19 protein-coding genes and 1 pseudogene are annotated in these 25,168 nt (G+C 41.9%); 5 read left to right on the plus strand and 15 right to left on the minus strand.

The genetic code is table 11. The features are described from left to right. Genes FTU87_RS09500 through galE form a run of 3 tightly spaced genes read left to right on the plus strand, consistent with a single transcriptional unit; the run spans position 1 to position 3,933 of the window. The gene (locus FTU87_RS09500) at positions 1 to 1,257 is read left to right on the plus strand and encodes a nucleotide sugar dehydrogenase (RefSeq protein WP_180097138.1); all 1,257 of its coding nucleotides are present in this window, start codon (positions 1 to 3) and stop codon (positions 1,255 to 1,257) included. Further along, a complete protein-coding gene (pgi, locus tag FTU87_RS09505; RefSeq protein WP_180097140.1) occupies positions 1,257 to 2,924 on the plus strand; it encodes a glucose-6-phosphate isomerase in 1,668 nt (555 codons plus the stop codon). Before FTU87_RS09500 ends, pgi begins: the two co-directional genes overlap by 1 nt. Beyond that, a complete protein-coding gene (galE, locus tag FTU87_RS09510; RefSeq protein ID WP_180097142.1) occupies positions 2,917 to 3,933 on the plus strand; it encodes a UDP-glucose 4-epimerase GalE in 1,017 nt (338 codons plus the stop codon). The genes pgi and galE overlap by 8 nt, the downstream gene beginning before the upstream one ends. A 79-nt stretch (positions 3,934 to 4,012) precedes the next feature. Here the strand turns inward: galE and FTU87_RS09515 are convergent, their stop codons facing one another. From FTU87_RS09515 to FTU87_RS09540, 6 genes are all read right to left on the minus strand, one after another. Continuing rightward, positions 4,013 to 5,383, minus strand: coding sequence for a phosphomannomutase CpsG (locus tag FTU87_RS09515; RefSeq protein ID WP_180097205.1), 1,371 nt, complete (start codon positions 5,381 to 5,383; stop codon positions 4,013 to 4,015). Positions 5,384 to 5,564: 181 nt separating this feature from the next. Continuing rightward, a complete protein-coding gene (locus FTU87_RS15230) occupies positions 5,565 to 7,178 on the minus strand; it encodes a Tn7-like element transposition protein TnsE (protein ID WP_180097144.1) in 1,614 nt (537 codons plus the stop codon). A 2-nt stretch (positions 7,179 to 7,180) separates the two neighbouring features. Further along, the gene (locus FTU87_RS09525) at positions 7,181 to 8,716 is read right to left on the minus strand and encodes a TnsD family Tn7-like transposition protein (protein WP_180097146.1); all 1,536 of its coding nucleotides are present in this window, start codon (positions 8,714 to 8,716) and stop codon (positions 7,181 to 7,183) included. A 27-nt stretch (positions 8,717 to 8,743) separates the two neighbouring features. After that, positions 8,744 to 10,426, minus strand: coding sequence for an AAA family ATPase (locus tag FTU87_RS09530; RefSeq protein ID WP_180097149.1), 1,683 nt, complete (start codon positions 10,424 to 10,426; stop codon positions 8,744 to 8,746). After that, on the minus strand, positions 10,423 to 12,543 hold the full coding sequence (locus FTU87_RS09535) for a Mu transposase C-terminal domain-containing protein (RefSeq protein ID WP_180097151.1): 2,121 nt from the start codon (positions 12,541 to 12,543) through the stop codon (positions 10,423 to 10,425). The genes FTU87_RS09530 and FTU87_RS09535 overlap by 4 nt, the downstream gene beginning before the upstream one ends. Beyond that, a complete protein-coding gene (locus FTU87_RS09540) occupies positions 12,530 to 13,333 on the minus strand; it encodes a TnsA endonuclease C-terminal domain-containing protein (RefSeq protein WP_180097153.1) in 804 nt (267 codons plus the stop codon). Before FTU87_RS09540 ends, FTU87_RS09535 begins: the two co-directional genes overlap by 14 nt. A 433-nt stretch (positions 13,334 to 13,766) precedes the next feature. Here FTU87_RS09540 and FTU87_RS09545 point away from each other — a divergent pair, with 433 nt between their 5' ends. After that, positions 13,767 to 14,033: a DUF1778 domain-containing protein gene (locus tag FTU87_RS09545; protein WP_180097155.1), complete on the plus strand. Its 267-nt coding sequence runs from the start codon at positions 13,767 to 13,769 to the stop codon at positions 14,031 to 14,033. Further along, a pseudogene (locus tag FTU87_RS15235) lies at positions 14,023 to 14,595 on the plus strand (GNAT family N-acetyltransferase). The gene FTU87_RS09545 and the pseudogene FTU87_RS15235 overlap by 11 nt, the downstream one beginning before the upstream one ends. A gap of 598 nt (positions 14,596 to 15,193) precedes the next feature. On the opposite strand, the gene glmS reads toward FTU87_RS15235, so the two are convergent. The 9 genes from glmS to FTU87_RS09595 form a co-directional block, all read right to left on the minus strand. Further along, on the minus strand, positions 15,194 to 17,032 hold the full coding sequence (gene glmS / locus FTU87_RS09555) for a glutamine--fructose-6-phosphate transaminase (isomerizing) (protein ID WP_180097157.1): 1,839 nt from the start codon (positions 17,030 to 17,032) through the stop codon (positions 15,194 to 15,196). A 12-nt stretch (positions 17,033 to 17,044) separates the two neighbouring features. Beyond that, positions 17,045 to 18,409 (minus strand): bifunctional UDP-N-acetylglucosamine diphosphorylase/glucosamine-1-phosphate N-acetyltransferase GlmU, encoded by a 1,365-nt coding sequence (gene glmU / locus FTU87_RS09560; protein ID WP_180097159.1) that lies wholly within the window; start codon positions 18,407 to 18,409, stop codon positions 17,045 to 17,047. A gap of 20 nt (positions 18,410 to 18,429) precedes the next feature. Then, positions 18,430 to 18,951, minus strand: a complete 522-nt coding sequence (locus FTU87_RS09565; RefSeq protein WP_180097161.1) for a phosphatidylglycerophosphatase A — start codon at positions 18,949 to 18,951, stop codon at positions 18,430 to 18,432. After that, positions 18,929 to 19,846 (minus strand): thiamine-phosphate kinase, encoded by a 918-nt coding sequence (gene thiL / locus FTU87_RS09570; protein WP_074383718.1) that lies wholly within the window; start codon positions 19,844 to 19,846, stop codon positions 18,929 to 18,931. Before thiL ends, FTU87_RS09565 begins: the two co-directional genes overlap by 23 nt. An 18-nt stretch (positions 19,847 to 19,864) precedes the next feature. Further along, complete coding sequence (gene nusB / locus FTU87_RS09575; protein WP_004728813.1) at positions 19,865 to 20,314, minus strand: transcription antitermination factor NusB; 450 nt, start codon at positions 20,312 to 20,314, stop codon at positions 19,865 to 19,867. Between the two features lie 4 nt (positions 20,315 to 20,318). After that, positions 20,319 to 20,789, minus strand: a complete 471-nt coding sequence (ribE, locus tag FTU87_RS09580) for a 6,7-dimethyl-8-ribityllumazine synthase (protein WP_004280926.1) — start codon at positions 20,787 to 20,789, stop codon at positions 20,319 to 20,321. Between the two features lie 18 nt (positions 20,790 to 20,807). Continuing rightward, entirely contained in the window at positions 20,808 to 21,923 is a 1,116-nt protein-coding gene (ribBA, locus tag FTU87_RS09585) for a bifunctional 3,4-dihydroxy-2-butanone-4-phosphate synthase/GTP cyclohydrolase II (protein WP_005105068.1), read from the minus strand. 404 nt (positions 21,924 to 22,327) lie between these two features. Beyond that, complete coding sequence (locus FTU87_RS09590; RefSeq protein ID WP_005094691.1) at positions 22,328 to 23,839, minus strand: aldehyde dehydrogenase family protein; 1,512 nt, start codon at positions 23,837 to 23,839, stop codon at positions 22,328 to 22,330. Between the two features lie 347 nt (positions 23,840 to 24,186). After that, positions 24,187 to 25,149, minus strand: coding sequence for an alpha/beta hydrolase (locus tag FTU87_RS09595; protein ID WP_180097163.1), 963 nt, complete (start codon positions 25,147 to 25,149; stop codon positions 24,187 to 24,189). Positions 25,150 to 25,168: the final 19 nt, after the last annotated feature.

Genomic DNA, 25,168 nt, shown 5'->3' on the forward strand with positions numbered 1-25,168 from the left:
ATGAAAGTCGCAGTACTGGGGAAAACCTTATTTTCCGGGGTCATTTCGGCCCTTTTATCTGAATGTGGTCATCAGGTGGTGTGGTGTAACAGCTTCAGTGCAGATGAGCCGGCCCGGACTTATTTTCAGGATGAATCCTTGCAGTCATTGCTGCACAAACAGGAAAAATCCGGTTTTTTAAACTGTTGTGATTTTCAGCATCTGGATTTTAATCAGGATGTTTTTTTCTTTAGTTTTAACGCCACCGAAGAGCAGCAGGCATTTCAGATGCTGGATACCATTCGGCATGCCTGTTTTGCTCATCCCAAGCTGATGATTAATGCTTCGACCTTTGGCTTGCATGGTACCCAACGTTTTCAGCAACTGCTGCCGAATGATGACTGGATTTATCTGCCCGATATTATTCAGGAAGGTAATGCCCTGCGTAGTTTTGTTCAGGCCACGCAGCTGATCATGGGCTGTGATCATGCAGATGCACAGGCTAAAATCAGAGAGCTGTTACGCCCCTTGTTTCCGCGTGCGCAGCAGTATCTGTTTATGCCGGTACTGGATGCCGAATTTACCAAACTCAGTATTTCCGGCATGCTGGCCACCCGGATCAGTTATATGAATGATCTGGCCAGCGTGGCAGAAAAACTCGGCATCGATATTGAACAGGTGCGCCAAGGCATGGCGGCGGATAACCGGATTGGTTCGGCTTATCTGTTTCCGGGCGTCGGTTTTGGTGGAGAGAACTTCTCGCATGATATCCGCACCTTAACGCATGCAGTAGCAGATTCAGGGGTAAAAAACCAGTTACTGGAACAGGTCTGGGAGATTAACGAACAACAAAAAGAATTACTGTTCCGCAAACTATGGAATTATTTCCGTGGCGATTTACAGGGAAAAGTGGTGGCGATTTGGGGCGCAGCCTTTAAAGAAAATACCCCGAGCATCCAGCAATCTCCAGTGCATGCCATGCTCACTGCATTATGGGCGCAAGGGGTGACGGTCAAACTGCATGATCCGCAAGCATTGGCCAATATTAAAAAAGTCTATGGGACACGGCAGGATCTAATACTGTGTGAAGATCAATATCAGGCAGTTGAGGGGGCAGATGCCTTATGTTTGATGACTGCCTGGAAACAGTATGGTAGTCCAGATTATCCACACCTCATTAAACTGATGCAGCATCCCCTGATTTTGGATGGGCGTAATCTGTATGATCCGGCCTATATCAAGGCGCGTGGTTTTAATTATATTGGGGTGGGACGTTAATGTTAAGTCAGCTTAAACCAGATCTAAATACTGAAACTGTGTGTCAAAAACTCGCCTCGAGCAAAGAACAACTTGATGCGGTGCATCTACGAGAACTGTTTGCCGCCGATCCTCAGCGTTTTAACAAATATTCAATTCAGTTTGAACAGCTGGTCTTCGATTATAGTAAACACAGAATTGATAACACGGTGATGGAGGACCTGATTGAATGGGCAGATGCACAAAACTTAAGATCCTGGATCGGGTCTTTATTTTCAAATCAGGACATTAATTATACCGAGCAACGTGCTGCCATGCATTGGGCATTACGCTTGCCAGTCCAGGATCAGCAGCATGCCGATCTGGCCGCTGATGTGCATGCTCAACTTGAGCGCATGTATGCCTTGGTCGAGCAAATTCATGCCGGGCAGCGTCGTGGTGCCACCGGGGAAGTGATTCAGGATGTGGTCAATATTGGCGTGGGCGGATCAGATCTTGGCCCTCTAATGGTCACCCATGCCTTATCGGATTTTAAATACCAGTCTGCCCAGCCACTCAATGTGCATTTCGTCTCGACCATGGATGGCAGTCAGCTGTCCGAGTTGTTGCATCAACTGCGTCCGGAAACCACGCTATTTATTATTTCGTCCAAATCATTTGGCACGATTGATACTCTGACCAATGCCCAGACAGTACGCTTGTGGTTAGAAAAGGCCTTGGGTCAGCATCCCTATATTCTGAAGCATCATTTTATTGGAGTTTCTACCAAGCCGGAGAAAATGACGGCCTGGGGAATTGCTCCGGAAAACCAGCTACTGTTGTGGGACTGGGTCGGTGGTCGCTATTCACTGTGGTCCTGTATCGGATTGCCGATTGCACTGAGTATCGGCATTGAAGGTTTTAAGCAGCTGCTGGCCGGTGCCTATGCGGTCGATCAGCATTTTCAGTATCAGCCTTTTGAGCGCAATATTCCGGTGTTGATGGGGCTCTTGGGTGCATGGAATAACAATTTTCTGGATATTCAGACCCATGCGATCCTGCCTTATGATGGACGACTGAAATACTTTGCTTCTTATTTGCAACAGCTGGAAATGGAATCCAATGGTAAGTCGATTCAACGTGATGGTGAAAAAGTCCAGCTGGATACCTGCCCGATTATTTGGGGCGAAGTGGGACCGAATGCGCAACATGCCTTTTATCAGCTCCTCCATCAAGGTACGCAGTCAGTCAGCTGTGACTTTATTGCGCCGGTCAAGCGCTATAACAGTCAGCAATATACCTATGCAGACAGTGCTGAGGCATTAATTGAACAGCATCATTTGGCCCTTTCTAACTGCTTGGCGCAATCACGTTTACTGGCCTTTGGGAATGAGGCCTTGGACCAAAAAGAATTAGAGAGCTTGCCGGCCTATAAACAGTATGAAGGCAACCAACCGAGCAGTACGCTGTTGATGCAAGAGCTGAATCCTTATAATCTGGGTATGCTGATTGCTCTATATGAACATAAGGTCTTTGTGCAATCAGTGCTGTGGAATATCAACCCATTTGACCAGTGGGGCGTGGAGAAAGGCAAGGAAATTGCCAACCAGTTGCTGCCTATTTTGAATGGTGAACAGTCTGAGCTAGGTGGTCTGGATGGTTCAACTCAAGGTTTAATTAACATTTTATTAGGGAAGCAGCATGGCTAAAATTTTGGTCACCGGTGGAGCAGGCTATATTGGTTCGCATACTTGTGTTGAGTTATTAAATGCCGGCTATGAGGTGGTGGTTTTAGATAATCTGTGCAATAGCGCTGCTGAGTCTTTAAATCGGGTGCAACAGTTGACCCAGAAAAGCCTGACATTTATTGAAGGGGATATCCGGGATGGCCAGTTACTGGATCAAGTCTTTCAGCAAAATAGCATTGATGCAGTGATTCATTTTGCCGGGCTTAAAGCCGTCGGTGAAAGCCAGCAAATACCATTGGCTTATTTTGACAATAATATTGCCGGTTCAATCAGCCTGGTTCAGGCGATGCAGCGCGCGCAGGTTTTTAAGCTGGTGTTTAGTTCCTCAGCAACGGTGTATGGCGAAAATAATCCTTCACCTTTAAATGAAGAAATGCCTACCGGAATGCCGACCAATAACTATGGCTATACCAAGCTGATTGTTGAGCAGCTCTTGGAAAAGTTGTCTGTGGCGGATGAACATTGGTCGATTGCCTTATTACGTTATTTTAATCCGGTCGGCGCGCATAAAAGTGGCCAGATTGGGGAAGATCCACAAGGTATTCCCAATAACCTGATGCCTTTTGTGACTCAAGTGGCAGTCGGTCGTCGTGAAAAGCTATCTATTTTCGGTCATGATTATGACACGGTGGATGGGACTGGTGTGCGCGATTATATACACGTAGTCGACTTAGCCAATGCACACTTATGTGCCCTCAATAATCGTTTAACTGCGCAAGGTTGCCGTGCCTGGAATATTGGTACAGGTAATGGCATTTCGGTTCTACAAGTTAAAGATACGTTTGAGCAGGTGAATGGTGTTGCGATTGCATTTGAATTAGCCCCTCGTCGTGAAGGCGATGTGGCCACCTGTTTTGCAGACAATACCCGTGCAGTCCAAGAGTTGGGCTGGCAACCTCAGTATGGTTTAGAGGACATGCTCGCTGACAGCTGGAACTGGCAGAAGCAGAATCCGAATGGCTATCGTTAAAATTTTTATAGCGATATAAATATAAAACGGGAGCTTTTGATGAACAGCTCCCATTTTTATTGTGCTGTATGCGTGAAGATTAACTCTGAATCAGCTGAGTTAACTCATCGACATAATTCTGCATTGGTCGTGGATTATGATCACGACGGCTTTCAATATTCAGACGCAATAGCGGTTCAGTATTCGATGCCCGCACATTAAAACGCCATGCACCAAAATTAAGGCTGACCCCATCGGTCTGATCGATCTCCGGCTGCTGATCGGCATAATGATCGAAAAGTTTTTGGATGGTCGCTTGGGTATCGGCGACTTTAAAGTTGATTTCACCACTGCATGGGAACTTGGCGATCATCTCCTCCACCAGAGAAGATAAAGATTGCTGTGTTTCTGATAATACGGCAATAGCCAGTAACCATGGAATCATGCCGCTATCGCAATAGGCAAAGTCACGGAAATAATGATGTGCACTCATTTCACCGCCATAGGCCGCATTATGCTCACGCATCACATCTTTAATAAAGGCGTGACCTGACTTGGACTGAACCGTGATCCCTTGATATTGCTCTACAATATCCAGTGTATTCCAGACCAAACGCGGGTCATGCACAATTTTCTCACCCGATTGTTTTAGCAAGAAGGCTTGAGCCAAAAGACCAACAATATAATAGCCTTCAATAAACTGGCCTTTTTCATCGAACAGGAAGCAGCGGTCAAAGTCACCATCCCAGGCAATGCCCATGTCGGCAGCATGCTCAATCACAGCATCACGGGTGCTGTCACGGTTTTCAGTTAAAATCGGATTGGGAATCCCGTTCGGGAAATTGCCGTCAGCTTCATGATGAATTTTGATAAATTCGACCGGAATATTGAGTTGTTGAAACTTTTGCTCAATGGCATCAATCACATGGCCTGCTGCTCCATTCCCGGCATTCATGACTAGTTTCATCGGACGGATTTTTGCCGGATCAATATAGCTCATCAGATGATTTACAAATTCAGGCAGAATATTATATTTCTCAGTACGGCCTTTATTGCTGACGTCAATAAATTCATCTGATTCTGCTAAAGCCTGAATCTCTTTAAGACCAGTATCGGCACTAATTGGACGGGCATTTTCACGTACCAGTTTCATGCCATTATAGTCCATCGGATTATGGCTGGCCGTGATTTCAATGCCACCTTGCACATCCAGATGGAAGGCGCCAAAATAGACTTCTTCCGTGCCGGTCATGCCCAGATCCAGAACATTGACACCCGCATCATTTAAACCGTGAATGGTGGCCTGTTTTAAGCTTTCACTGCTGAGTCGAATATCACAGCCAATCACCACGGTTTTTGGTTGATAGATCTGTCCATAGGCACGACCAATCCGATAGGCAATATCTTCATTGAGTTCAGTATCGAGTTTGCCACGAATATCATAGGCTTTAAAGCAGGTCAGTTTGGTCATGTAAGTCATTAAAATCCCTGAAAATAAGAAAAATATATAATATATGCTGGTAGTCTAGAGCCAAAATTATTTAATTCAGCTTCCTTCATTCGTAATTTTGTGAGCCAGCATTCCAGAATATTCAGCCAGTAATTGTAAGATCTCACGATCAGTACTTTTGTTAGAGAATAACTTTGGAGATTTATGGTGAGTCATATATAGATTTCCATTTTTCTAGAATGCGCTGTGCCCAGTCTGCATGATAAGTATTTGATACAACGTGATCTTTTTTTGAAATATGGTTAATCATTATATATGACTGGATATTACAAACTTTGTTAATAAAGTCTTTTGGCCAACTTAAAGACTGCGATAAAATTGCAATTTTGAAAGATTCTAAGGTTTTGTTCAGGAAGATTTTATTTGCATTAACATCGTATGGTATCAGTAATGTGGAAATATTCTTTTTTCCATCAGAGGTATCAATTTCACATAAATAAAAAAGCTCATTATCTTCTCTGTCGAGTATTAGATTTACATAAAATCGGCGATTTTGACCATTAGTCAATTTATGCCCTCTGAATCGGCCATATTTTATGAAAGACTTATTATGAATTTGTTTGACTTTATAGCCTTTGCCTTCTATTTTTTTCAGCATTTTGCTAAGGTCTTGATAAGTTGAACTTGTAAAATTATTTTCTGCCTCTATGCTAAATCCTGGAAGGGTGCCTTCGTCTTCTCCTTCTCCACCAGCAAATGGTTGGTCCTCATGAAGAGCTTCCCTACTTGTATTTCGTCTTGTTATATTAATTTCTGAGCATGAAGTATTTAGTGAGATTTGTAGGTCTTCTATGGTATAAATTTCCCCCACAATATTTTTGAGTTGTGTAATTTCCTGATCAATATCAGCGTTAGCTTCATCATCAAATTTAGATTTATCCTGACTTGTCTGTTTTTTAGTATGCTGGTTTTTATCTAGTATATCTTTAGCCTGTCCAAAACTTTTTTGGGATAAAAAATGAAATTTAACAGGTTTATCTATTCCTGTTTCTAAATTTCCGAATGAATTGATACGTTCGATCCGAAATATTTTGCTGTCTGAATAAATACATCCATCAACATCAAGTTCAATGTTTTTGAGGATAGGAGCATCCATATCAAAATCATAGGCTTTAGATTGAGCTTGGTTTTTAATGGTTTTTTCATAAATACTTAAAAAAGATTGATTTAATTCAGGGTGTAATAAAATTAATGCTAGTTTTTTTAGAAAAACAGGGTCCTTTAGATCCTTGGCTGTTATTTTTCTGTTTGGTGCAACAAAAATATGAAAGGCTTTAGCATCATTACGATCAATTAAGACATCAGTTGTATATCTTTCAGAAAATAATGCAGCACGTAATAAATAAGGATGAGAGAAAAAAAGATCTCGTGCGAGTACCAGTTTAGGTAATTGGATGGTCCACCCCTCCAAAGCATCTCCTGGATTGTGATATTGGAAACTGAAGCAGGGACGATTGCGATATGTCGGATGGGTATTTACAGTTGAATTTTCTGCATTGGTCTCGTTCAAAAATCCCAAATTGATTTGAGTGAGCTTATGGTTGACTAAACGTACAGGGAAAACACTGCTCAGTGGTGTTTTGTAGTGGTATAAAAGGATACTTTCAATTGGTCTTTTTGAATGAAAAAAACGCTTTTCTTCGGAATCGCGCATTGTAGTTTTAATATTGAAACGAGTTTTACCACGATGAGTTATCTGTGTTGCACTGTAGTATTGTGTTGCTTCAGGTAAACATACGAATGGAAGGTTAGCCACTTTTATTTCCCCAGAATATTCTTAAAGAATCGACGTGCTTCTGGTGTCAATCGCTGCTCACTTAATCCAGATTCACGTAAAAAAACACTTGGTGGATAGTCTTTATTTTCAGTTTGTTGACGAATATAGGTTCGAGTCAGACGACGTATTTGGTAACAATCCACAGACTCAGCATAACGATCTAAAAAGACTGAAGTCAATGGGAAAAAATTCCAGTTTTTTTCAATCATACTCACTGAACCCAGTTGTCTAATAAAAAACTTTTTTGTCCATTGTGGGGAGTCTAGATCTTCTAATAATTCATCCCGTATTTTGATGAGTTGTTTAACAAACTGTCGATCTCGAGCTCTCCAGTCAATACGTGGTTTAGGGATAGAAGGCGGGGGAGTTAAAGCTGATTTATTGATAAATAATAGCCAATCTTTATGATTGCGATATAAGCGAGCATACAGTGAGCTATTTTGTTGGCGAGCCTGTTTGACAGGCCTTTCTAGGATTAATTTTGTCCATTGTTTTTGGTCCTCAGATAATGTTCGATCTACTTTATTATCCATAGATATTGTTACTGTTGTGGTGGCTTCCTCTAGATCCATGGATGCTAGGTGAATATATTGCTTATATGTTTCAATCGGATTTTTCTCTGGAACAAGAGCTTTTAATGCGATTAGATGCTCAAGATAAGAAAACGCCTTGCGGTGTTTCCTACAGATATTTTTGAGCCAGCAGTTCTCAGACAGCAGATCACCTAAATGATAATATTGAAGAAAACTTTCGCCCCAATATTCAATGACTAATTGGCGGACTTTTTCGTAATTGATATTTTTACGGCCTGATAGTAATTCCCTATCTTTTAAGATAAGAAAATAAGCATCTGATACAGTAGAAAAATCCTGCACATTGAAGGGTGTTGAATGAGCGAGTAGCTCTTCAATCAGTCCCACAAGCTCGATATGGTGATTTAAGTCCTGAGGATTAAATACAAGCTGTGAAGAACTTTTCAGGGTATTTAAGTGAGCACAGTAAAATTTTCTGTCTACCCCGTTGCAAGGGATAGCACTCACAAAGAGAGGTTGCTCATGTTGGGTACAGTACTCGTATCCAGTAATCTGCCAGCTACGTTTCCAGTAAACTTCACCATATTGCTCCATCTGGTCTTTCCAGCAACCTGGACAGAATCTGAAAAAACTCACAGATTTGATCCGCGATGCATTTTTTCCCAATTTAATGTGCAGTGATTGATACTGTTCATTCCTTAATGCCTGCACAGCATAACTCATCATTGTTTTAGTTTGAAATAGTTGATAAATTGGTAATAGGGTATGTTGGCTGATTAAAATAAGTGCATCATATTGATCTGGTAAATAGCTGGCCAACCTGTCTAGATGAGAGGGTAAATCGTAAGTTGGTGTTAAGTTTCTGTTGTTGAATAATTCTTCGGTGAGATATTTTGGACTCAGAATCCCATTGTGAACAGCATAACGTGCAATTACGCTGTAAATCAGCTCATCCGGATATGGCATTGGAAAATTCGAAATCATAATACCGTGCTCTCCATTCTTTGTTGCTTAATGCAAAATTGGATGAGTAGGATCAAACAAATAGGGAGATGATTTTAATAACTCATAAACATCTACTTCCTGTTCTTGTGCCTGACTGAAAAAAATTCGTAAGTCATTGGCTTCAGTACTTTTCCATTCCTCCGGCTTCATGACTTTACGAGATGTCCGTGGCTTCCTTGCCGGAGTCGTGGTTTGATGCTGTTTAAACTTATCTTCTGCTACAGGGCTGTCTAATATTTCCAGAATATGCTGGAGGAGTACCTGTAAGTTTTCGTTTGGATATTTTTTTAATGCAGAAGTGACATGCGGTTCTATTGTAGCGGCGGGATGACCTAATACTGTCAGCATACCTATTAAAGTAGAATAATGCGGTCCCAGATCTTTATGCTGTTTTTCTGTTTTTAATGCGGCTTTAAAACGGTGTTGTTCAACATACTCCTCAATTTGAACTTGAGGGATAGTGAGGTCAGAATACCGTGCAATACGTGCAGGATTGCCTGAACGCAGTGCATCTAGAATATCGTGGACTGGCTGCAATTGTTCTTCGTAGACTTTTTTAAATAATTCTGAGGTGATTTTTTCCAGACCGATGGTGATTGCATGAATTTGTACCAGACAGAACAACTTAACCACTAGATCCGGAATACCTTGCGTATAATAATACCAAGTGGCTCTTAATTCATCGGTCAGTTCAGCTGGTTGTTGAACCCACTGATACTGCCATAGCTTATTTGTAAAAGCATGCCATTCAGAAATAATCATTTGATCGGGAGTACTAGGATCGGGGGTAGGGGCTTCATTACGCATAGGTTCCCAGATTAAAGAGCCTAATCCTGCACTGCGTCTAGCTGATCTCAAGTCTTCTTGCAAAATTTCATTGGCTTTGGGTGTCCTAATCATCACGATCGGAATGGATGCGACATTCACCAAGGTGACAAAGAAATTAAGAATAATCTCGGCCCCACCAGATTTTTTTGTATTCAAATGCTGGATTTCATCAATGATTAAAAGTCCAATTGAATAGTTATTTGCGATGATTTTCATCTGCTGCAGCATGGCATTTACATTTAAGCGGCTTCTGGTAAAACGATGCTCGAAGTTAGTATCTCCTAATGCTAAATCTACTGCTCTAAAAAAGTTTGAGCATAAGTTTTTTAAAGAGCTGTCATGCGGGCAATCAATTTTAAGATAAACAATTTGCTTTAACCCCAGTTGTTTATGCTCAATCACTTGCGGATAATAACGCAAAATCTTGTTCATTGTGGTCGTTTTTCCACTTCCAGAACATCCTATAATAGACATACTAGTGGCTGTCGATTCTGGAGGAGCGTAGCGGTAAGAGCTTTCGTTTGAAAGTTCTAGTTGTTGAAAAGCCGCGTGCAAATGCCTGTGTCGATCACCATTATTGATGTTTCTACTCACGTAACCTTGCCGGATCATGATAGAAATTTTTTGTTCAAGGGATAGATGTTTGGTGAGTGGTTGGAAAAAATCATGAGGCAGTTGAGCAATTAGATGAATTCTTTCCGGTTGAGGCAAAAAACGCTGCTCTGGAATAAATTTTAGTTTCCCTCGTAGGTGTTTAATAACCGACTTCGTGTCAAGAATGGGCGGTAATTGAGTAATGAGAGAATTATCCCCATAGATGTCTTCTATTGATGTATTAATCGTGAGTTCATTATTATTCATTCTTCATCGTCCTCTTCAAATAATTGTCTCATTAAATCTGGTTGACTTGTCAAATCTAGATTGCTGGTTTGAGATGGGGATGTTTGAGTATTATCTTTATTGGGATTGATGGTCCGGATAGAATTAACAGGCCTGTTTTGTAGGTGTTCCGCACGTTCCATCTGCATGGCTTCTTGTTTATTCTGCCGGATATTTCGAGTACGTTGTGCATTAGAAAGTTGGTGAACTCCCGCTTGAGCCCGCCGACTCTGTGCTGACTTAATGATGTTGTCAGTAAAATCCTGCAATTCGCTGATGGCTACAGACTTGAGTTGCGAATGCTGTTTTTCAACAGTTTTGATTGCCTTTTGAATTTGTTCAGCTTCCCACCAAGTCAGGTGTTTATATTGACGTGAGGCATCGCTTAAGTGAGCTTCCCAGTATTCCAATTTATTTTCATCATAAAAAACATAAATGGTATTTACTGAGTATGGATCAAAACCAATCCGCAACTTTTTCGGGCGAGATTTGGTTGTGTTACGAATAAACCAGCCTTGTTGATGCATTTCCAGGCATTGATAGAGTAAGCCTTTGACTTTAAGTCCTTTGTCACTTAAGGACGCATCAATCCTAGGTAGCAAGCCAACATATAGTGATTTGTTATCCACTTGTCTTAACATCCCAGTACGGTGCTGTAGGCCCCACTGCCAGAGCTTAAGAGGAATAGATGGCAAGTCAGTTGGCATATCGGCACTGCGATCATATTTTGTCAAGACATCAAAATTATTGCGTAATAAGATGCAACTTAATATGATTTTTCTGAATTCTTCCAGAGTCAGACAAGCTTCTAGCCGATAATCATGTCCGCCTTTCTTTTTTTCCTTGAATCCAGAAACAACCCCGATATTATCGTAGGATTTAAAGCGTGACTGAATGATTCCGAAAGCCCTCTCCACAATACCTTTGGCATCGCTTCGATACGGTGGTGCATTTTCAATTCGAACAGAAAAGTTTTTTTCAAGAAGTTCAATTTGATAGCCAATTAGTTCACCGCGGTCTGCAAGTATGGCGCTAGGTAAACCATAAATCGGCCAGTCTTCCTGTTGTATTTGCAAGCCATAACTCTGACAGAATTTCACTTTATCTTGGATTGCGACGCTGAGGCATTGTATAGCTGTGTTAAATGAGCTGTTTTCCATACCGACATAAAGCCCAGTAATCATCCGACTAAATACATCGATAGCAATATATACGGTAGGTCTGCCAATAATCTGTGATGGATCTCGTGATGATATAAGGTAGATATCAGCGATTGTTGAATCTATTTCATAACGTGCACCAGGACCATTTGCGTGCATGGTCGCTGTTGAAGTCAGAGGTTTGTGATCTTTCAGAGTTTTCTGATTCGTCAGAATTTCCTTGGAATTGTTCTTACTTCTATATCGCGTATTATAAAAATAATAGAATTGGGCATAGGTTGGAATATCTGCGGCTTGCACTTGATGAAAGTGCTTAGAAAATAAATTTTTAAACCGAAGATAAGTTTCGTTAATGGATTGTTTTTTGACAGGAACTAAATACTCTTCGATGGCTTTCTTAAAATATAATTCAACCTGTTCGGTGACATTCTTACCTTCATTTGATTCATAGATGCGTGGTCTGCCAATTTTTTTATCACCTATAGCTCTTTTTTGGCCTTTTCCACCTGAGTTTTCATAGTCCGGTACCAACGCATTTATAGTTTGACCACGCTGCCAGTAGCGTCTTAGGAGTCGTAGAATTTTATTAATTGATACTTCTTTTTCTAGATGTATAGTTTTAATTTTTGCAGTCCTGATTTTTGCATTGATAAGAACTTGTTCATCATTAATTAAATCTTGAATAATTAAAAAGTTTTCATCTCTTTTTTTGAGTTGAATAGAATCCTCACTCAAGTTTAATCGTTTTAAGTATTCATAAGGATCTTGTGCTGGTATTAGACTTTGATCATCTGAGAGAGTTTGAAGTTCCTTGGACAAAATAAGTTCAGGAAAAGCATTTTTATTATCAATCGCAATCCATACCGTATACTGCGGTAAGAATTTTAGTATCCGGTATTGTGTTGAATTCAAGATGTAAACTGAATTAATTAGTTTCATGGACTGTATTCTCGTTCTGGAGCAAATTACTTGCATAAATATCAGAGAGTTTAAGCTCCAAATACGAAACTTCTAGATTAAATTGCAGTATTCTCAGGGCAAATAGTTTTCTAAACAATGCGAGCGTCGTTCCGATAGCTCTTTTTTGAGTTTGGTCAGTATGGTTGCAGAAAGAGATCAATAAGCTTTGAGGGTGCTGTCTTATTTCTTCCATAAAGTCAATTGCTTGATCTATCATATGATTTCTTATTTCAAGATCATTTTTTTCTACATACAGCCATTTAATGTTCTCTAGTACCGTAGCAGGAATATCCTTTTCAGTAATCAGCTTGAATGGCGTATTGTGCTCTTCTTCCCAGTAACGACGTTTAATTTCTAAAGACTCAATAATATGAGCTTTATTCAAATCCTTGCTATAAAGAGTGTCGAGGGCTATAGAAAACTTGCCAAAATCAACTAAAAAATCTGAAGATAGGGTAAAAGGTAGATAATCAACCGATACCTTTTTCATTCGGTGACGAGAACAGATGGAGTTAAGATCATAGATATCCAAAGGATAATGTTCACGAATATCTGTAACGTTCTGATTCCAATCAAGCAGTAAAAAGGTGGATAACTCTAGATCAGAAAACAAGTGGTGAAGACGTTTACTCACGCGACCTTGTACTCTGTGAGAGCGACCAATTGAACTGAAATTATGAACAGTTTTGCAAGGTTTATAATCTCGTCCATGGCCTTGACCATATCCTTCTTTTACTAATTCTTCATAGTTTTTTATAATTTTTGACATACAGGAGACCTGTGGATTTTGGTTGATAATTCATCATATCTCAAGGAGGATAATTTTGTATTTGGCAAAATTATACAAACTTAAATATATTTATATACAAACAAAATTTTATAATTTTTATTTAATTATTTATTTAATTCAGTAGCTTAATGATTAATAGGGTATTTTAATACTCAATTGATGAGTCTAAAAACCGTTAACGATAGGCGAAAGTATTCAAATTACATCTTAGTGAACATCGTTGCATATTCTTATGTAAACCAACTGCCTATTCAGACTCAAACCGACCATTCATTCTGGTTCATAGTAAAATTCTTATTTTTTATTCCAAATATTTTAAAATAAAATATGCAAATTTGAATCTTAAAGCACTCCCACTAGCTTAATTTTCTATAATTTGTACATCATACTGATGTAGAAATTGGTGGAAAATATGGCTAACGTAGCAACAGAACGAATCAATATTCGTTCAACTGTAGATGCAAAGAATGTAATTGAGCAAGCTGCGAATTTATTGGGGGGGAGTGTGAGTTCCTTTATGATCCAATCCTCATTTGAACGAGCAAAAGAATTACTTAAATCTCATCATAAGTTAAAAGTAAATAATGCTGATCGTGATATGTTAATGAATTTGCTTGAAAATCCACGCCCTGAAAATGGTGAGATGAAAAAATTAATGAGTTTATTGGATGAAAATTAAGGTTTTACAAGCCCATCATCAGACAAAATCATTTAATTGTGGGCAAGATGATTTAAATAAGTTCATAAAATAACACGCATCCCAACATCAGAAATCAGGAACAAGTAAAACCTATGTTGCTCTTGATGCTGATACACATATATGAAAGCAATAAAGTTCCATCCTTTATTGTTCATAAGTATTTATTTTTTTTACTCAAAAACAACACAACAGGTGAGAGGATTTTATTGTCTATCAAGTATCTCTATAGGATTTGATGGGTTGATGCTGTTCTCACTAAACGATTATCTCGTTATCCATTACCTTGTGTGGTTGTGGGTCGCGTTGCCGTTGATCAAGCAGTGCAGAAACGAGGAATTGGAAAAGTACTTTTAGCTCATGCTCTTAAACAACAAGTTTCAAAAGGTTGCTCAAATTATTGGCGTAAATTTTGTTGTGATACGTGATACATGCAAAAAATCAAAAAGCCATGGAGTTTTATCAGGGTTTTGATTTTATCTCATTAACATCAAATCCATTAACATTAATATATCCAGTGAATGAAAGACCTAATTTTAAATAAGGTGGGCTGATAGTAACAGGAGTAGCTAGTAGACTTATTCAGAATTTGCGCATAATAGCTCTTTATCCCTTATTGTACTTTATGACCAAATATTACGTCTAATTATGGGAATTAAATTAAGTTTGTTTTATTTAATTCCTTAAATTGTTGATATTTATGATTCATCATCTTTTAATTTTGAAATTAATTTTGTATTTAAATTTGATTTATTGAATTTTGGATGAAATTAAGTTTGTATGAGATTCTTCTGCTTTAAAATACGAATTCTTACTCAGAAAGGTGAAGAAGCATACTTTAAATAAGAATAAAATGTTTTCAAGGGGATGTTGAAAAGGGATGATTTTTGAATCTATGTGAGGTTCTTATACATCTATATTATTGAATATATTGATTATAATTTTATATTTCGGGGGTAATTCTAATTTGAGCTTAATTACATTAAAAACCCTGTAGACTTGGCGAAGAATCACTAGGTCTACAGGGTAGGGTTTGTTCGTTTACTTCATGGATATACAAACTTAAATAATTAAATCTAAACTCAATTATTTGATACAAACTTAATTATACGAACACATCCCCAGCCCTGATTCAATTTTAATTATTCTACCGTAACCGATTTTGCCAGATTACGTGGCTGATCGACATCTGTACCACGCAGCACTGCCACATGATAAGACAGTAACTGCACCGGGATGCTATATACAATCGGTGCCAAGACAGCATCGACTGCCGGAATATGTACCACATGCTGGCGCTCTTTGGCTTTAATACCACTATTTTCGTCAGCAAAGACAAACAGTTCACCACCACGTGCCTGAACTTCTTCCATATTGGATTTCAGTTTATCCAGCATGTCATCTTGCGGCGCGAGGATGACCACCGGCATGTCATTATCCACTAGGGCCAATGGACCATGTTTCAGCTCACCTGCCGCATAACCTTCGGCATGAATATAGGAGATTTCTTTCAGCTTGAGTGCACCTTCCAGTGCGATCGGGAAGTGCGTACCACGGCCCAGGAACAGGCAATGCTGCTTTTCAACAAACAGCTCAGACAGACCTAAAATTTCATTATCATGACGTAAAGTGTCCAGAATCACTTTAGGCAAATGCCAGAGTTCTGTGCTGATCTTCGTCATCTGTTCTGTAGAAATGCTATTTTTGACCGAACCAATTTTTAATACCAACAGCATTAAAGCAGCAAGCTGGGTGGTAAAGGCTTTGGTAGATGCCACACCAATTTCTGGGCCTGCCAATGTCAACAGACTATGCTGGGTCTCACGTACCATCGATGATGTAGCGACATTACAGATGGTCATCGTAGTGATGTCTAGCCCTTTGGCCGCCGCACGTTTCTGTGTATCACGTAATGCAGCCAAGGTATCGGCAGTTTCACCGGATTGGGAAATACACACATAGAGTGTGTGATTCACAATGACTGGCGTACGATAACGGAACTCGCTGGCAATCTCGACCTGACACGGCAGATCAATCAGCTGTTCAAACCAGTATTTCGCAATCATGCCGGCATGATAGCTGGTACCACAGGCAATAATCTGGATTTGCTGGATTTTTGTGAAGTCCTGTTCCGCACTGGCAAGAAAGTCTTTGCGCAGGTCATTGCCATTTAAGGCTTGAGAAATGGTCTGTTTGATCGCTTCAGGCTGCTCATAAATTTCTTTGAGCATGTAGTGCTTATATTCACCTTTAGAGGCATTGCTGACCGCAGCATTCAGTTCCTTGACCGGACGATCGACCAGTTGACCATCGACGAAAACTTCAATCGTGGTGCGGGTCAAACGCGCAATATCACCTTCTTCCAGGTAGATAAAGCGGTTGGTAATCGGGAGCAGTGCCAGCTGGTCAGAACTGATAAAGTTCTCGCCAATCCCCACACCAATGACGAGCGGAGAACCTTCACGTACGGTAATCAGTTCATCCGGATGATCTGTATGCACGATACCTAGGGCATAAGCACCTTTGAGTTGTGGTACCACCTGGCGCACAGCTTCCATTAAGCTTGGGGTAGATTTCAGGGCGTCATTGATCAGATGTGCAACCACTTCTGTATCGGTCTGTGAAGTAAAGACATAACCCAAAGCTTCAAGATCATCTTTAAGTTCTTGATAGTTCTCAATGATTCCGTTATGGACCACTGCCACATTTTCAGAAATATGCGGATGGGCATTTTCTTCAGTCGGTTTGCCATGGGTTGCCCAGCGTGTATGTGCAATGCCAAGTGAGCCGCTGATCTGTGATTCATTTACGGCCTGTTCAAGGTTCGCGACCTTGCCGACACGACGTTCACGCAGGACCTGGCTATTGTTGATGAGTGCCAAACCTGCTGAATCATAACCCCGGTATTCCAGGCGTTTTAAGCCTTCAATCAAAATATTGGTAATGCTACGTTCTGCAATGCCACCGACGATACCACACATATTTATTCCCCCTTATTTCTTGATTTTTTGCGGACGTGGATAGTTTTCTTTGGCAAATTGCTTAGAACGTTCTACCGCCAAACTGTTGTCTTCCACATCACGAGTAATCGTCGAGCCTGCACCCACTGTAGCACCATTGCCAATTTTCACAGGTGCAACCAATGAACTGTTCGAACCAATGAAAGCCTGATCACCAATGATGGTTTTAAATTTATTCGCACCATCATAATTGCAGGTAATGGTACCTGCACCAATATTAGAACCGGCACCGATTTCAGCATCACCGAGATAGGTGAAGTGGTTGGCTTTAGAGCCTACGCCAATTGTGGTATTTTTCACTTCTACAAAGTTACCGATATGCACCTCGGCAGCAAGCTTCGCACCCGGACGCAGTCGTGCAAAAGGGCCAATCTGGGTATCTTCACCAACGATAGCATTGTCAAAAATGCTATAAGGTTGCACTTTAGTCCCAGCTGCAATTTTGGTATTTTTGATGATACAGCCAGCACCAATTTCAACGTTGTCGCCCAGCTCGCAATCACCTTCGATGATGACATTGATATCAATCTGTACATCTTGACCGACAGTTAAATTACCACGCAAATCAAAACGGCTCGGATCAATCAGATGTACACCTTGTTGCATCAGCTGTTTGGCCTGACATGCCTGAAACTGACGTTCTAATGCTGCCAGTTGCACACGGTCATTTACGCCTTCAACCTCAAAGGCCATTTCCGGTTCTACTGAAGCAACCTGCATACCATCGGCCAGAGCCATCGCCACAATATCGGTCAGGTAGTATTCACCCTGAACATTCTCATTGCTTAAATTTGGCAGCCATTGATGCAACTTGGCATTGCTGACCGCATAAATGCCAGTATTAATTTCTTGGATCTGACGTTGCTCGTTCGTTGCATCTTTATGTTCAACAATGGCCTGAATCTGACCATTTTTACGCACGATGCGACCATAACCATTGGCATCTGGCAAGGTGAGCGTGACCAGACCAATGCCAGTTTCTGCAGTGGCATCGAGTAATTTTTGCAAGGTGAGCGGGTTAATACAGGGTACATCACCAGAAAGAATCAACGATACGCCGTCTTGGGGCAGGACAGGTAAAGTCATTTGTACGGCATGACCGGTACCCAGCTGTTCGCTCTGTTCAACCCATTTAATTTTTTGCGCTGTAAAAGCAGCTTGAACCTGCTCGCCACCGTGCCCGTAAATGGTAATAATATTATCTGCGTTTAATTTTTTTGCTGTGTCAATGACATGACCCAGTAAAGGACGTCCTGCAAGCGGTTGTAATACTTTCGGTAAGCTTGAACGCATGCGCGTGCCTTTACCTGCAGCAAGAATAATAACAGTCGTTGACATGTTCTAATCCTAAATATGGCTTATGCCACGGTGAAGTAAAAATAAATCAAAATACAAAGAGCCGCCCACAGGCCAGCAATGATGTCATCCAGCATGATGCCAAAACCACCGTCGACCTGACGGTCAATGACCCGAATCGGCCACGGTTTCCAGATATCAAATAATCTGAATAGCGCAAAACCGACCAGCAGCCAGAGCCAGTTCATCTGGCCGAGATAGATCAAGGGTAAAAATGTGATGGATTGTCCGGCGAATTCATCCCAGACAATGCGGCCATCATCATGAACGCCCATGACCTTGGCAGTATGCCCGCAGATATATATGCCAATCAGGGACATGATGGCAATGGCAAAAAGACTGTTTAGAAAATCAAGATGCAGCCAAATCGGGATAAATAAAAGTGCAAAGGCCGAACCAAAGGTCCCCGGTGCTTTAGGCATCAGTCCTGAGCCGAAGCCAACGCCAATAAACACAATCAGTCGGTCGGTCCATGACATGGCTTTAAAATTGATCGCAGGTTTATGCAAAATGTTGATACCCATTAAATTGAAGCAAATGATCTACGCCATCTTTTTCAAAAGTTAAGCCGTGCTGCTGCTGAATTGTGCCGACTATACTAATCGAAACATCAAGTTGTTTTTGCAATAATTTTTCGTAATTTTGCGGGCTTATTGTAAAACATAATTCATAATCGTCGCCACCGGCCAGTGCATATTGCCATTTTTGTGCTTCACTTAAGGCCTGCAGGGCAGGATTGATCGGTAAGTGTTCCAGTTGTAGCTTGGCACCGACTTGCGAGGCTTTGAGAATATGTCCAAGATCTTGGGCTAAACCATCCGAGACATCAATCATGCTATGCGCCAGACCTTTTAAGGCGGCACCGAGCTGACAGCGTGGCGTCGGATAGTCCAGACGTTTCTGTAGCGGATGACCTAAATGATTTAAGGCAAAAGCAGCATCGCCGACAGTTCCACTGACGCAGATCAGATCACCTGGTTTTGCACCTGAGCGTGGCACCGCTTGGCCGATATCGACCCAGCCTAAGGCTGTCACAGATAAAGTGAGATGCGGACTTTGGGTGGTATCACCCCCGATTAAACTCACGCCAAATTGATCGCAGCAATCATACAAACCCTGACTAAAGGCTTTGAGCCAGTCATGATCAATTTGGGGTAGGCTCAATGCCAGAAGAATACTATGCGGTTTTGCACCCATCGCGGCAATATCGGAAAGATTAACAGCAACCGATTTCCAGCCAATGGCATGCGGATTTGTATCGAGAGGAAAGTGTCGTCCAGCAACCAGTGTATCGGCACAGATGACCAGTTGTTGCTGAGGCGGAGGGGTGAGCAAGGCTGAATCGTCACCGACGCCTAAATCGACAGAATGGGTATTCTTGCGATTGAAATAGGTGTCGATAATCGAAAATTCAGCCATACAACAATTCGACTTTAATTAGTTGGCTTGTTGCTTTTCTGCTGCACGTAAAGTTGTCGCTAAACGATCCAATACACCGTTGATGTATTTGTGGCTGTCGGCACCGCCAAAATGTTTAGCCAACTCGATCGCTTCGTCTAGAACCACACGATATGGAATCTCAAGATGTTCTTTGAGTTCATACGCGCCTAGACGCAAGGTTGCGAGTTCAACACCATCCAGTGCTGAAAGTTCACGATCGAGTACCGGAATTAAGAGCGCATCCAATGCTTCATGATTGGCAACCACTTGAGTCAACAATTCATGATAATAGCTCAGATCCACTTTATGCATGGCATTTTCCACACGCGTACGTGCTTCAATCTCATGCACCGGATTGTGGCTCATTTGCCATTCATAAATTCCTTGTACAGCAAAGCGACGTGCTTTACGTTTTGCTGCATAAGTTGCTTGAAGTGTTTGCGACATAGCGTTAAATAGCCTTTAACAAGTTAACCATTTCAATCGCAGTCAGGGCAGCTTCGCTACCTTTATTGCCTGCTTTTGTTCCAGAGCGTTCAATCGCTTGTTCAATACTGTCCGTAGTGAGTACACCGTTAATGACAGGTAAGCCAGTGTCCAGGCCAACCACGCCTAAACCTTTGGCACATTCGCCTGCAACGAAATCGAAGTGAGGCGTGCTACCACGAATCACGGCGCCAAGCGCGATGATGGCATCGAAACGATCTGAAGCTGCCAGTTTTTTCGCAACTACAGGAAGTTCCCAGGCACCAGGGGCATGAACAACAGTGATATTATCCTCTGATACACCATGACGTTTCAATGTATCAATGGCACCTTCTAACAGATGTTCAACCACAAAGCTGTTAAAACGACCAACTAAAATCGCATAACGGTCTTCGTTCGCGAGATGTAACATACCTTCAATACGGCGAACTGCCATAACAACCTCGATGATTTCTTAAGATGTTTGTTGTGCGGTGATGTATTCCACCACTTCTAAGTTAAAGCCTGACAGGGCATTGAAGCGCAATGGAGAGCTCAGCAGCTTCATTTTTTCAACGCCTAAATCACGCAAAATTTGTGCACCCACACCAATGGTCTGATACTGCTGAGACAGTGCAGAATTTGATTTTACATTTTTTGGTGCTTTAAGGGTATCTAATGCTGGGCCCAAATCTTGTAAATGGCGCTGGCCAATCCAGACCAGTACACCACGATCGCTATTGGAAATTTCTTTCAGGGCACGATCCAGGTTCCAGGCCGGTTCGCCATCCTGTTTCTTCAGTTTAAGCAAGTCGCGGGTCGGGTTAAAACCATGTACACGCACCGTGGTCACGCCCTCTTTAGGCTCACCTTTAACCAGGGCCAGATGGATATCCGGGTTACCCAGTTCACGATAGCGGTACAGGTCAAAGCTGCCGTATTCAGTATCGATACTTTGCTGATCAATACGCTCAACCGTTTGTTCATTGGTCATGCGGTAATGAATCAGGTCGGCAATCGTTCCGATTTTCAGGCCATGCTTTTCAGCAAACACTTCAAGATCAGGACGGCGCGCCATCGTGCCATCTTCATTGATGATTTCACAAATCACCGAAGCCGGTTCCAGTCCTGCCAAACGGGAAAGATCACAACCTGCTTCGGTATGACCGGCACGGTGCAATACACCGCCTGGCTGTGCCATCAGCGGGAAGATGTGTCCTGGCTGTACAATATCTGCCGGTTTGGCATGAGCAGCCACAGCGGTTTGAATCGTGTGCGCACGTTCAGCTGGAGAAATACCGGTAGAAATACCTTCAGCCGCTTCAATTGACAGGGTAAAATTGGTTCCATGCTGGGCACCGTTTGCATCGACCATCAAAGGCAGATTCAACTGCTGGCAACGCTCTTTGCTTAAAGTCAGGCAGACCAGACCACGTGCATGGGTGATCATGAAGTTGATGTCTTCAGGACGTACGTGCGTGGCAGCAATCACTAAGTCGCCTTCATTTTCACGATCTTCATCATCCATCAGGATGACCATTTTTCCTGCACGGATATCTGCTACAAGCTCTTCAACAGTATTGAGCGGCATCAACCTTCACCTTCTTTTTTGATCTTGATCAGACCGAATCATGACATTATTGGGTACATAGTCTAACGCTTTTTAAGCAATTTTGCCTATGCTTATTAGTTTCCCTATAGTGGTTCAATGTTATACACAGTCTTGGGAATCATGAAAAGCCGACTTTAAATGAAAGCCAGGGCTTTATGCAGGTTTTTTGAACAGTTAAAATGCATAAAAAATGAAAAACTTAGGCGAAGTCCTTCTAAGTTAAAGTATTAATTTGTTTTTTATACAGTTTTATTCCTGTTTTTGTGATTTTCAGGCTTTTATTTTGCTGGTCAACGATCAAGAGCAGAAAAATTTACCAGATATTAAAAAACTTGAATAAAACAAAAAAGCGAACCGCAGTTCGCTTTTGAGAAAATTCATACTTAGAAGAAACCAGCCGGTTTGGTTGAATAACTCACCAGCAGGTTTTTGGTCTGTTGATAATGATCCAGCATCATTCTGTGATTCTCACGGCCAATCCCTGATTTTTTATAGCCACCGAAAGCCGCATGTGCAGGATAAATATGATAACAGTTGGTCCAGACCCGACCCGCTTGAATCGCGCGTCCTGCACGGTAAGAGGTGTGTGCTGAACGTGACCACACACCTGCTCCTAAACCATAAATGGTGTCATTGGCGATTTTAATGGCATCATCAAAGTCCTTAAATGTCGCCACCGCCAGCACCGGCCCGAAGATTTCATCCTGAAAGGTTTTCATGTCATTGGTGCCTTTGAAAATGGTCGGTTCAATATAAAAACCTTGTCCCACTTCCTGACGTGCTTCACCGCCGGTCAGAATCTGCGCACCTTCTTCACGGCCAGTGGCAATACAGCCCAGAATCTTGTCCTGCTGTTCCTGTGAGGCTTGCGCACCAATCATGGTGTCGGTGTCGAGCGGATGACCGGTTTTAATGCGTTGCACCCGTTCTACCGCACGCGCCAGAAACTCATCGGCAATACTTTCCTGCACCAAGGCACGAGAAGGACAGGTACAGATTTCACCCTGATTCAGGGCAAACATGGCAAAGCCTTCCAGTGCCTTGTCCAGATAATCGTCTTCCTGATCCATAATGTCGGCAAAGAACAGATTCGGTGACTTTCCGCCAAGTTCCAGTGTTACCGGAATAATATTCTCGGTGGCGTATTGCATGATTTGCTGACCGACTGCGGTTGAACCGGTAAAGGCAATCTTGGCAATGCGCGGATTGGTCGCGAGTGGACGACCGACTTCGATACCATAACCATTGACAATATTCAGTACACCCGGCGGCAAAATGTCCTGAATCAGTTCAGCTAAAACTAAAATGCTGACCGGGGTTTGTTCCGCAGGTTTCAGCACGATACAGTTGCCTGCTGCCAAGGCAGGTGCGAGTTTCCAGGCCGCCATCAGGATTGGGAAGTTCCACGGAATGATCTGACCCACCACACCCAATGGTTCATGGAAATGGTAGGCAATGGTATCTTCATCAATCTCGGAAATGCCGCCTTCCTGAGCGCGGATACAGCCGGCAAAATAACGGAAATGATCAATACATAGCGGAATATCGGCCGCTAAGGTTTCACGGATCGGCTTGCCGTTGTCCCAGGTTTCTGCCACCGCCAGCAGTTCCAGATTTTGTTCCAGACGATCTGCAATTTTTAGCAGGATATTGGAACGGGTGGTGGCTGAGGATGTATTCCACTGTGCTTTGGCCTTGTGCGCTGCATCCAAGGCCAACTCAATGTCTTCTACAGAAGAGCGCGGCACTTTGGTAAAGACTTTGCCATCTACCGGAGAGATATTGTCAAAGTATTCGCCTTTAACTGGAGCGACCCATTCGCCGCCAATGAAGTTGTCGTATTGGGCTTTAAATTGAATTTTTGCACCGTCAGTATTGGGGTCTGCATAACGCATAATCTATTCCTTTATATGATTGTTATTGGTACACGCTGACCCTATTTTCTCAATTGAAAATGCTACAGTTTCAGCAGTCAGCTCTACTATAAAGAGGGAAAAAGACAGGTGGTGCTTTGATTACACGCTTGCTACAAAAGACAACATTTGGAATATGAAGTATAGGAATTAAATTTTATATTTAATCGAAGCTTATCCTAAGAAATAAGCATTTAACTGGCGCTTAAAAAATCGAAGGATTCATGTATTTCTGATGGTTGCGGATTACATTCAAGAGGGCCATTTTATTCAATCAAAACACTTAACAGAAAACAGGAGCCTAAAATCATCTTTCCTGTTTGCCGGCATTATAGTCCTTTGCTGTTGAGCCATTGAAACAGCTGCTGATAAACCTGTTCACGTACAGATTTGTCTGAAAGCACCAGATCGTGTAAACCATTCTGAATGCTTTGAACCGTGACATCAGCTTTAATTTTTTTGGCATATTTCTGAATGTCTTTAACTCCCAAAATCACATCACTAGTTTGCGCTGCCTTGCCCCATTTTTTTGGATATAAAGTCTGATGCGAATGCATGACCAGAACCGGAATATCGAGTTCGATGCCGCGATGAATTTCTTTTTGTGCTTCATAGATGGCACGAATAAAACTGATCCGTACCCTTGGATAGCGGGTCTTTTTCCAGTCCAGACTGAAGTCCCATTCACCTTTTAAATCCTTGTGCAGACTGGCGGCATACCATTTATTTAACTCACTCGGAAATTTAAGGTCGGGAAAAATTTTCGCCAGTTTGCTTAACTGCGGGATGCCGAGCGCACGTTTTATCGGATTCATATTAAAGTTATAAAATGGACTGTTGACCCAGAGTGCTTTGATTAACCGATGATTAGGGTGATGTGCCGCGTACAATGTTGTGATAAGGCCGCCGGTAGAATGACCACAGAGCAGGGCAGCATCATGGCCCTCGCTTGCGATCATATCCAGTGCCTGGCTAATTTCTGCATCATATTCAGACAGCTCATGCACATTATAATAGTTCTGATGCGGCAGAATCGAACGGCCATATTTTCTTAAATCCAGCGCATAAAAATCAAAACCCTGCTGATTAAAGCGTTCCGCCATTTCAGTCTGAAAAAAATAATCAATAAATCCATGAATATATAAAACCGCTTTAGGAGTAGGCTGCGCTGCTTTTTTACGTATCAGGGTTGCTACAACTTTGCCCTCATAGTCATCTGGAAAGCTCAAGGTGGCTTGCTCATAGCCGATGCCTAAAATATCAGCTTGATAAAGGGGCTGGAATTCACTCATTTTTATACTCATTTATATT

The sequence above is a fragment of the Acinetobacter sp. YH12156 genome, assembly GCF_013418235.1.
Taxonomy (GTDB): Bacteria; Pseudomonadota; Gammaproteobacteria; order Pseudomonadales; family Moraxellaceae; genus Acinetobacter; species Acinetobacter pseudolwoffii.

Excerpts from the sequence above, each read along its gene's own strand:
- FTU87_RS09500 (WP_180097138.1), top strand. The coding sequence starts at position 1 with ATGAAAGTCGCAGTACTGGGGAAAACCTTATTTTCCGGGGTCATTTCG.
- pgi (WP_180097140.1), top strand. The coding sequence starts at position 1,257 with ATGTTAAGTCAGCTTAAACCAGATCTAAATACTGAAACTGTGTGTCAA.
- galE (WP_180097142.1), top strand. The coding sequence starts at position 2,917 with ATGGCTAAAATTTTGGTCACCGGTGGAGCAGGCTATATTGGTTCGCAT.
- FTU87_RS09515 (WP_180097205.1), bottom strand. The coding sequence starts at position 5,383 with ATGACCAAACTGACCTGCTTTAAAGCCTATGATATTCGTGGCAAACTC.
- FTU87_RS09525 (WP_180097146.1), bottom strand. The coding sequence starts at position 8,716 with ATGATTTCGAATTTTCCAATGCCATATCCGGATGAGCTGATTTACAGC.
- FTU87_RS09530 (WP_180097149.1), bottom strand. The coding sequence starts at position 10,426 with ATGAATAATAATGAACTCACGATTAATACATCAATAGAAGACATCTAT.
- FTU87_RS09535 (WP_180097151.1), bottom strand. The coding sequence starts at position 12,543 with ATGAAACTAATTAATTCAGTTTACATCTTGAATTCAACACAATACCGG.
- FTU87_RS09540 (WP_180097153.1), bottom strand. The coding sequence starts at position 13,333 with ATGTCAAAAATTATAAAAAACTATGAAGAATTAGTAAAAGAAGGATAT.
- FTU87_RS09545 (WP_180097155.1), top strand. The coding sequence starts at position 13,767 with ATGGCTAACGTAGCAACAGAACGAATCAATATTCGTTCAACTGTAGAT.
- glmS (WP_180097157.1), bottom strand. The coding sequence starts at position 17,032 with ATGTGTGGTATCGTCGGTGGCATTGCAGAACGTAGCATTACCAATATT.
- glmU (WP_180097159.1), bottom strand. The coding sequence starts at position 18,409 with ATGTCAACGACTGTTATTATTCTTGCTGCAGGTAAAGGCACGCGCATG.
- FTU87_RS09565 (WP_180097161.1), bottom strand. The coding sequence starts at position 18,951 with ATGGGTATCAACATTTTGCATAAACCTGCGATCAATTTTAAAGCCATG.
- thiL (WP_074383718.1), bottom strand. The coding sequence starts at position 19,846 with ATGGCTGAATTTTCGATTATCGACACCTATTTCAATCGCAAGAATACC.
- nusB (WP_004728813.1), bottom strand. The coding sequence starts at position 20,314 with ATGTCGCAAACACTTCAAGCAACTTATGCAGCAAAACGTAAAGCACGT.
- ribE (WP_004280926.1), bottom strand. The coding sequence starts at position 20,789 with ATGGCAGTTCGCCGTATTGAAGGTATGTTACATCTCGCGAACGAAGAC.
- ribBA (WP_005105068.1), bottom strand. The coding sequence starts at position 21,923 with ATGCCGCTCAATACTGTTGAAGAGCTTGTAGCAGATATCCGTGCAGGA.
- FTU87_RS09590 (WP_005094691.1), bottom strand. The coding sequence starts at position 23,839 with ATGCGTTATGCAGACCCCAATACTGACGGTGCAAAAATTCAATTTAAA.
- FTU87_RS09595 (WP_180097163.1), bottom strand. The coding sequence starts at position 25,149 with ATGAGTGAATTCCAGCCCCTTTATCAAGCTGATATTTTAGGCATCGGC.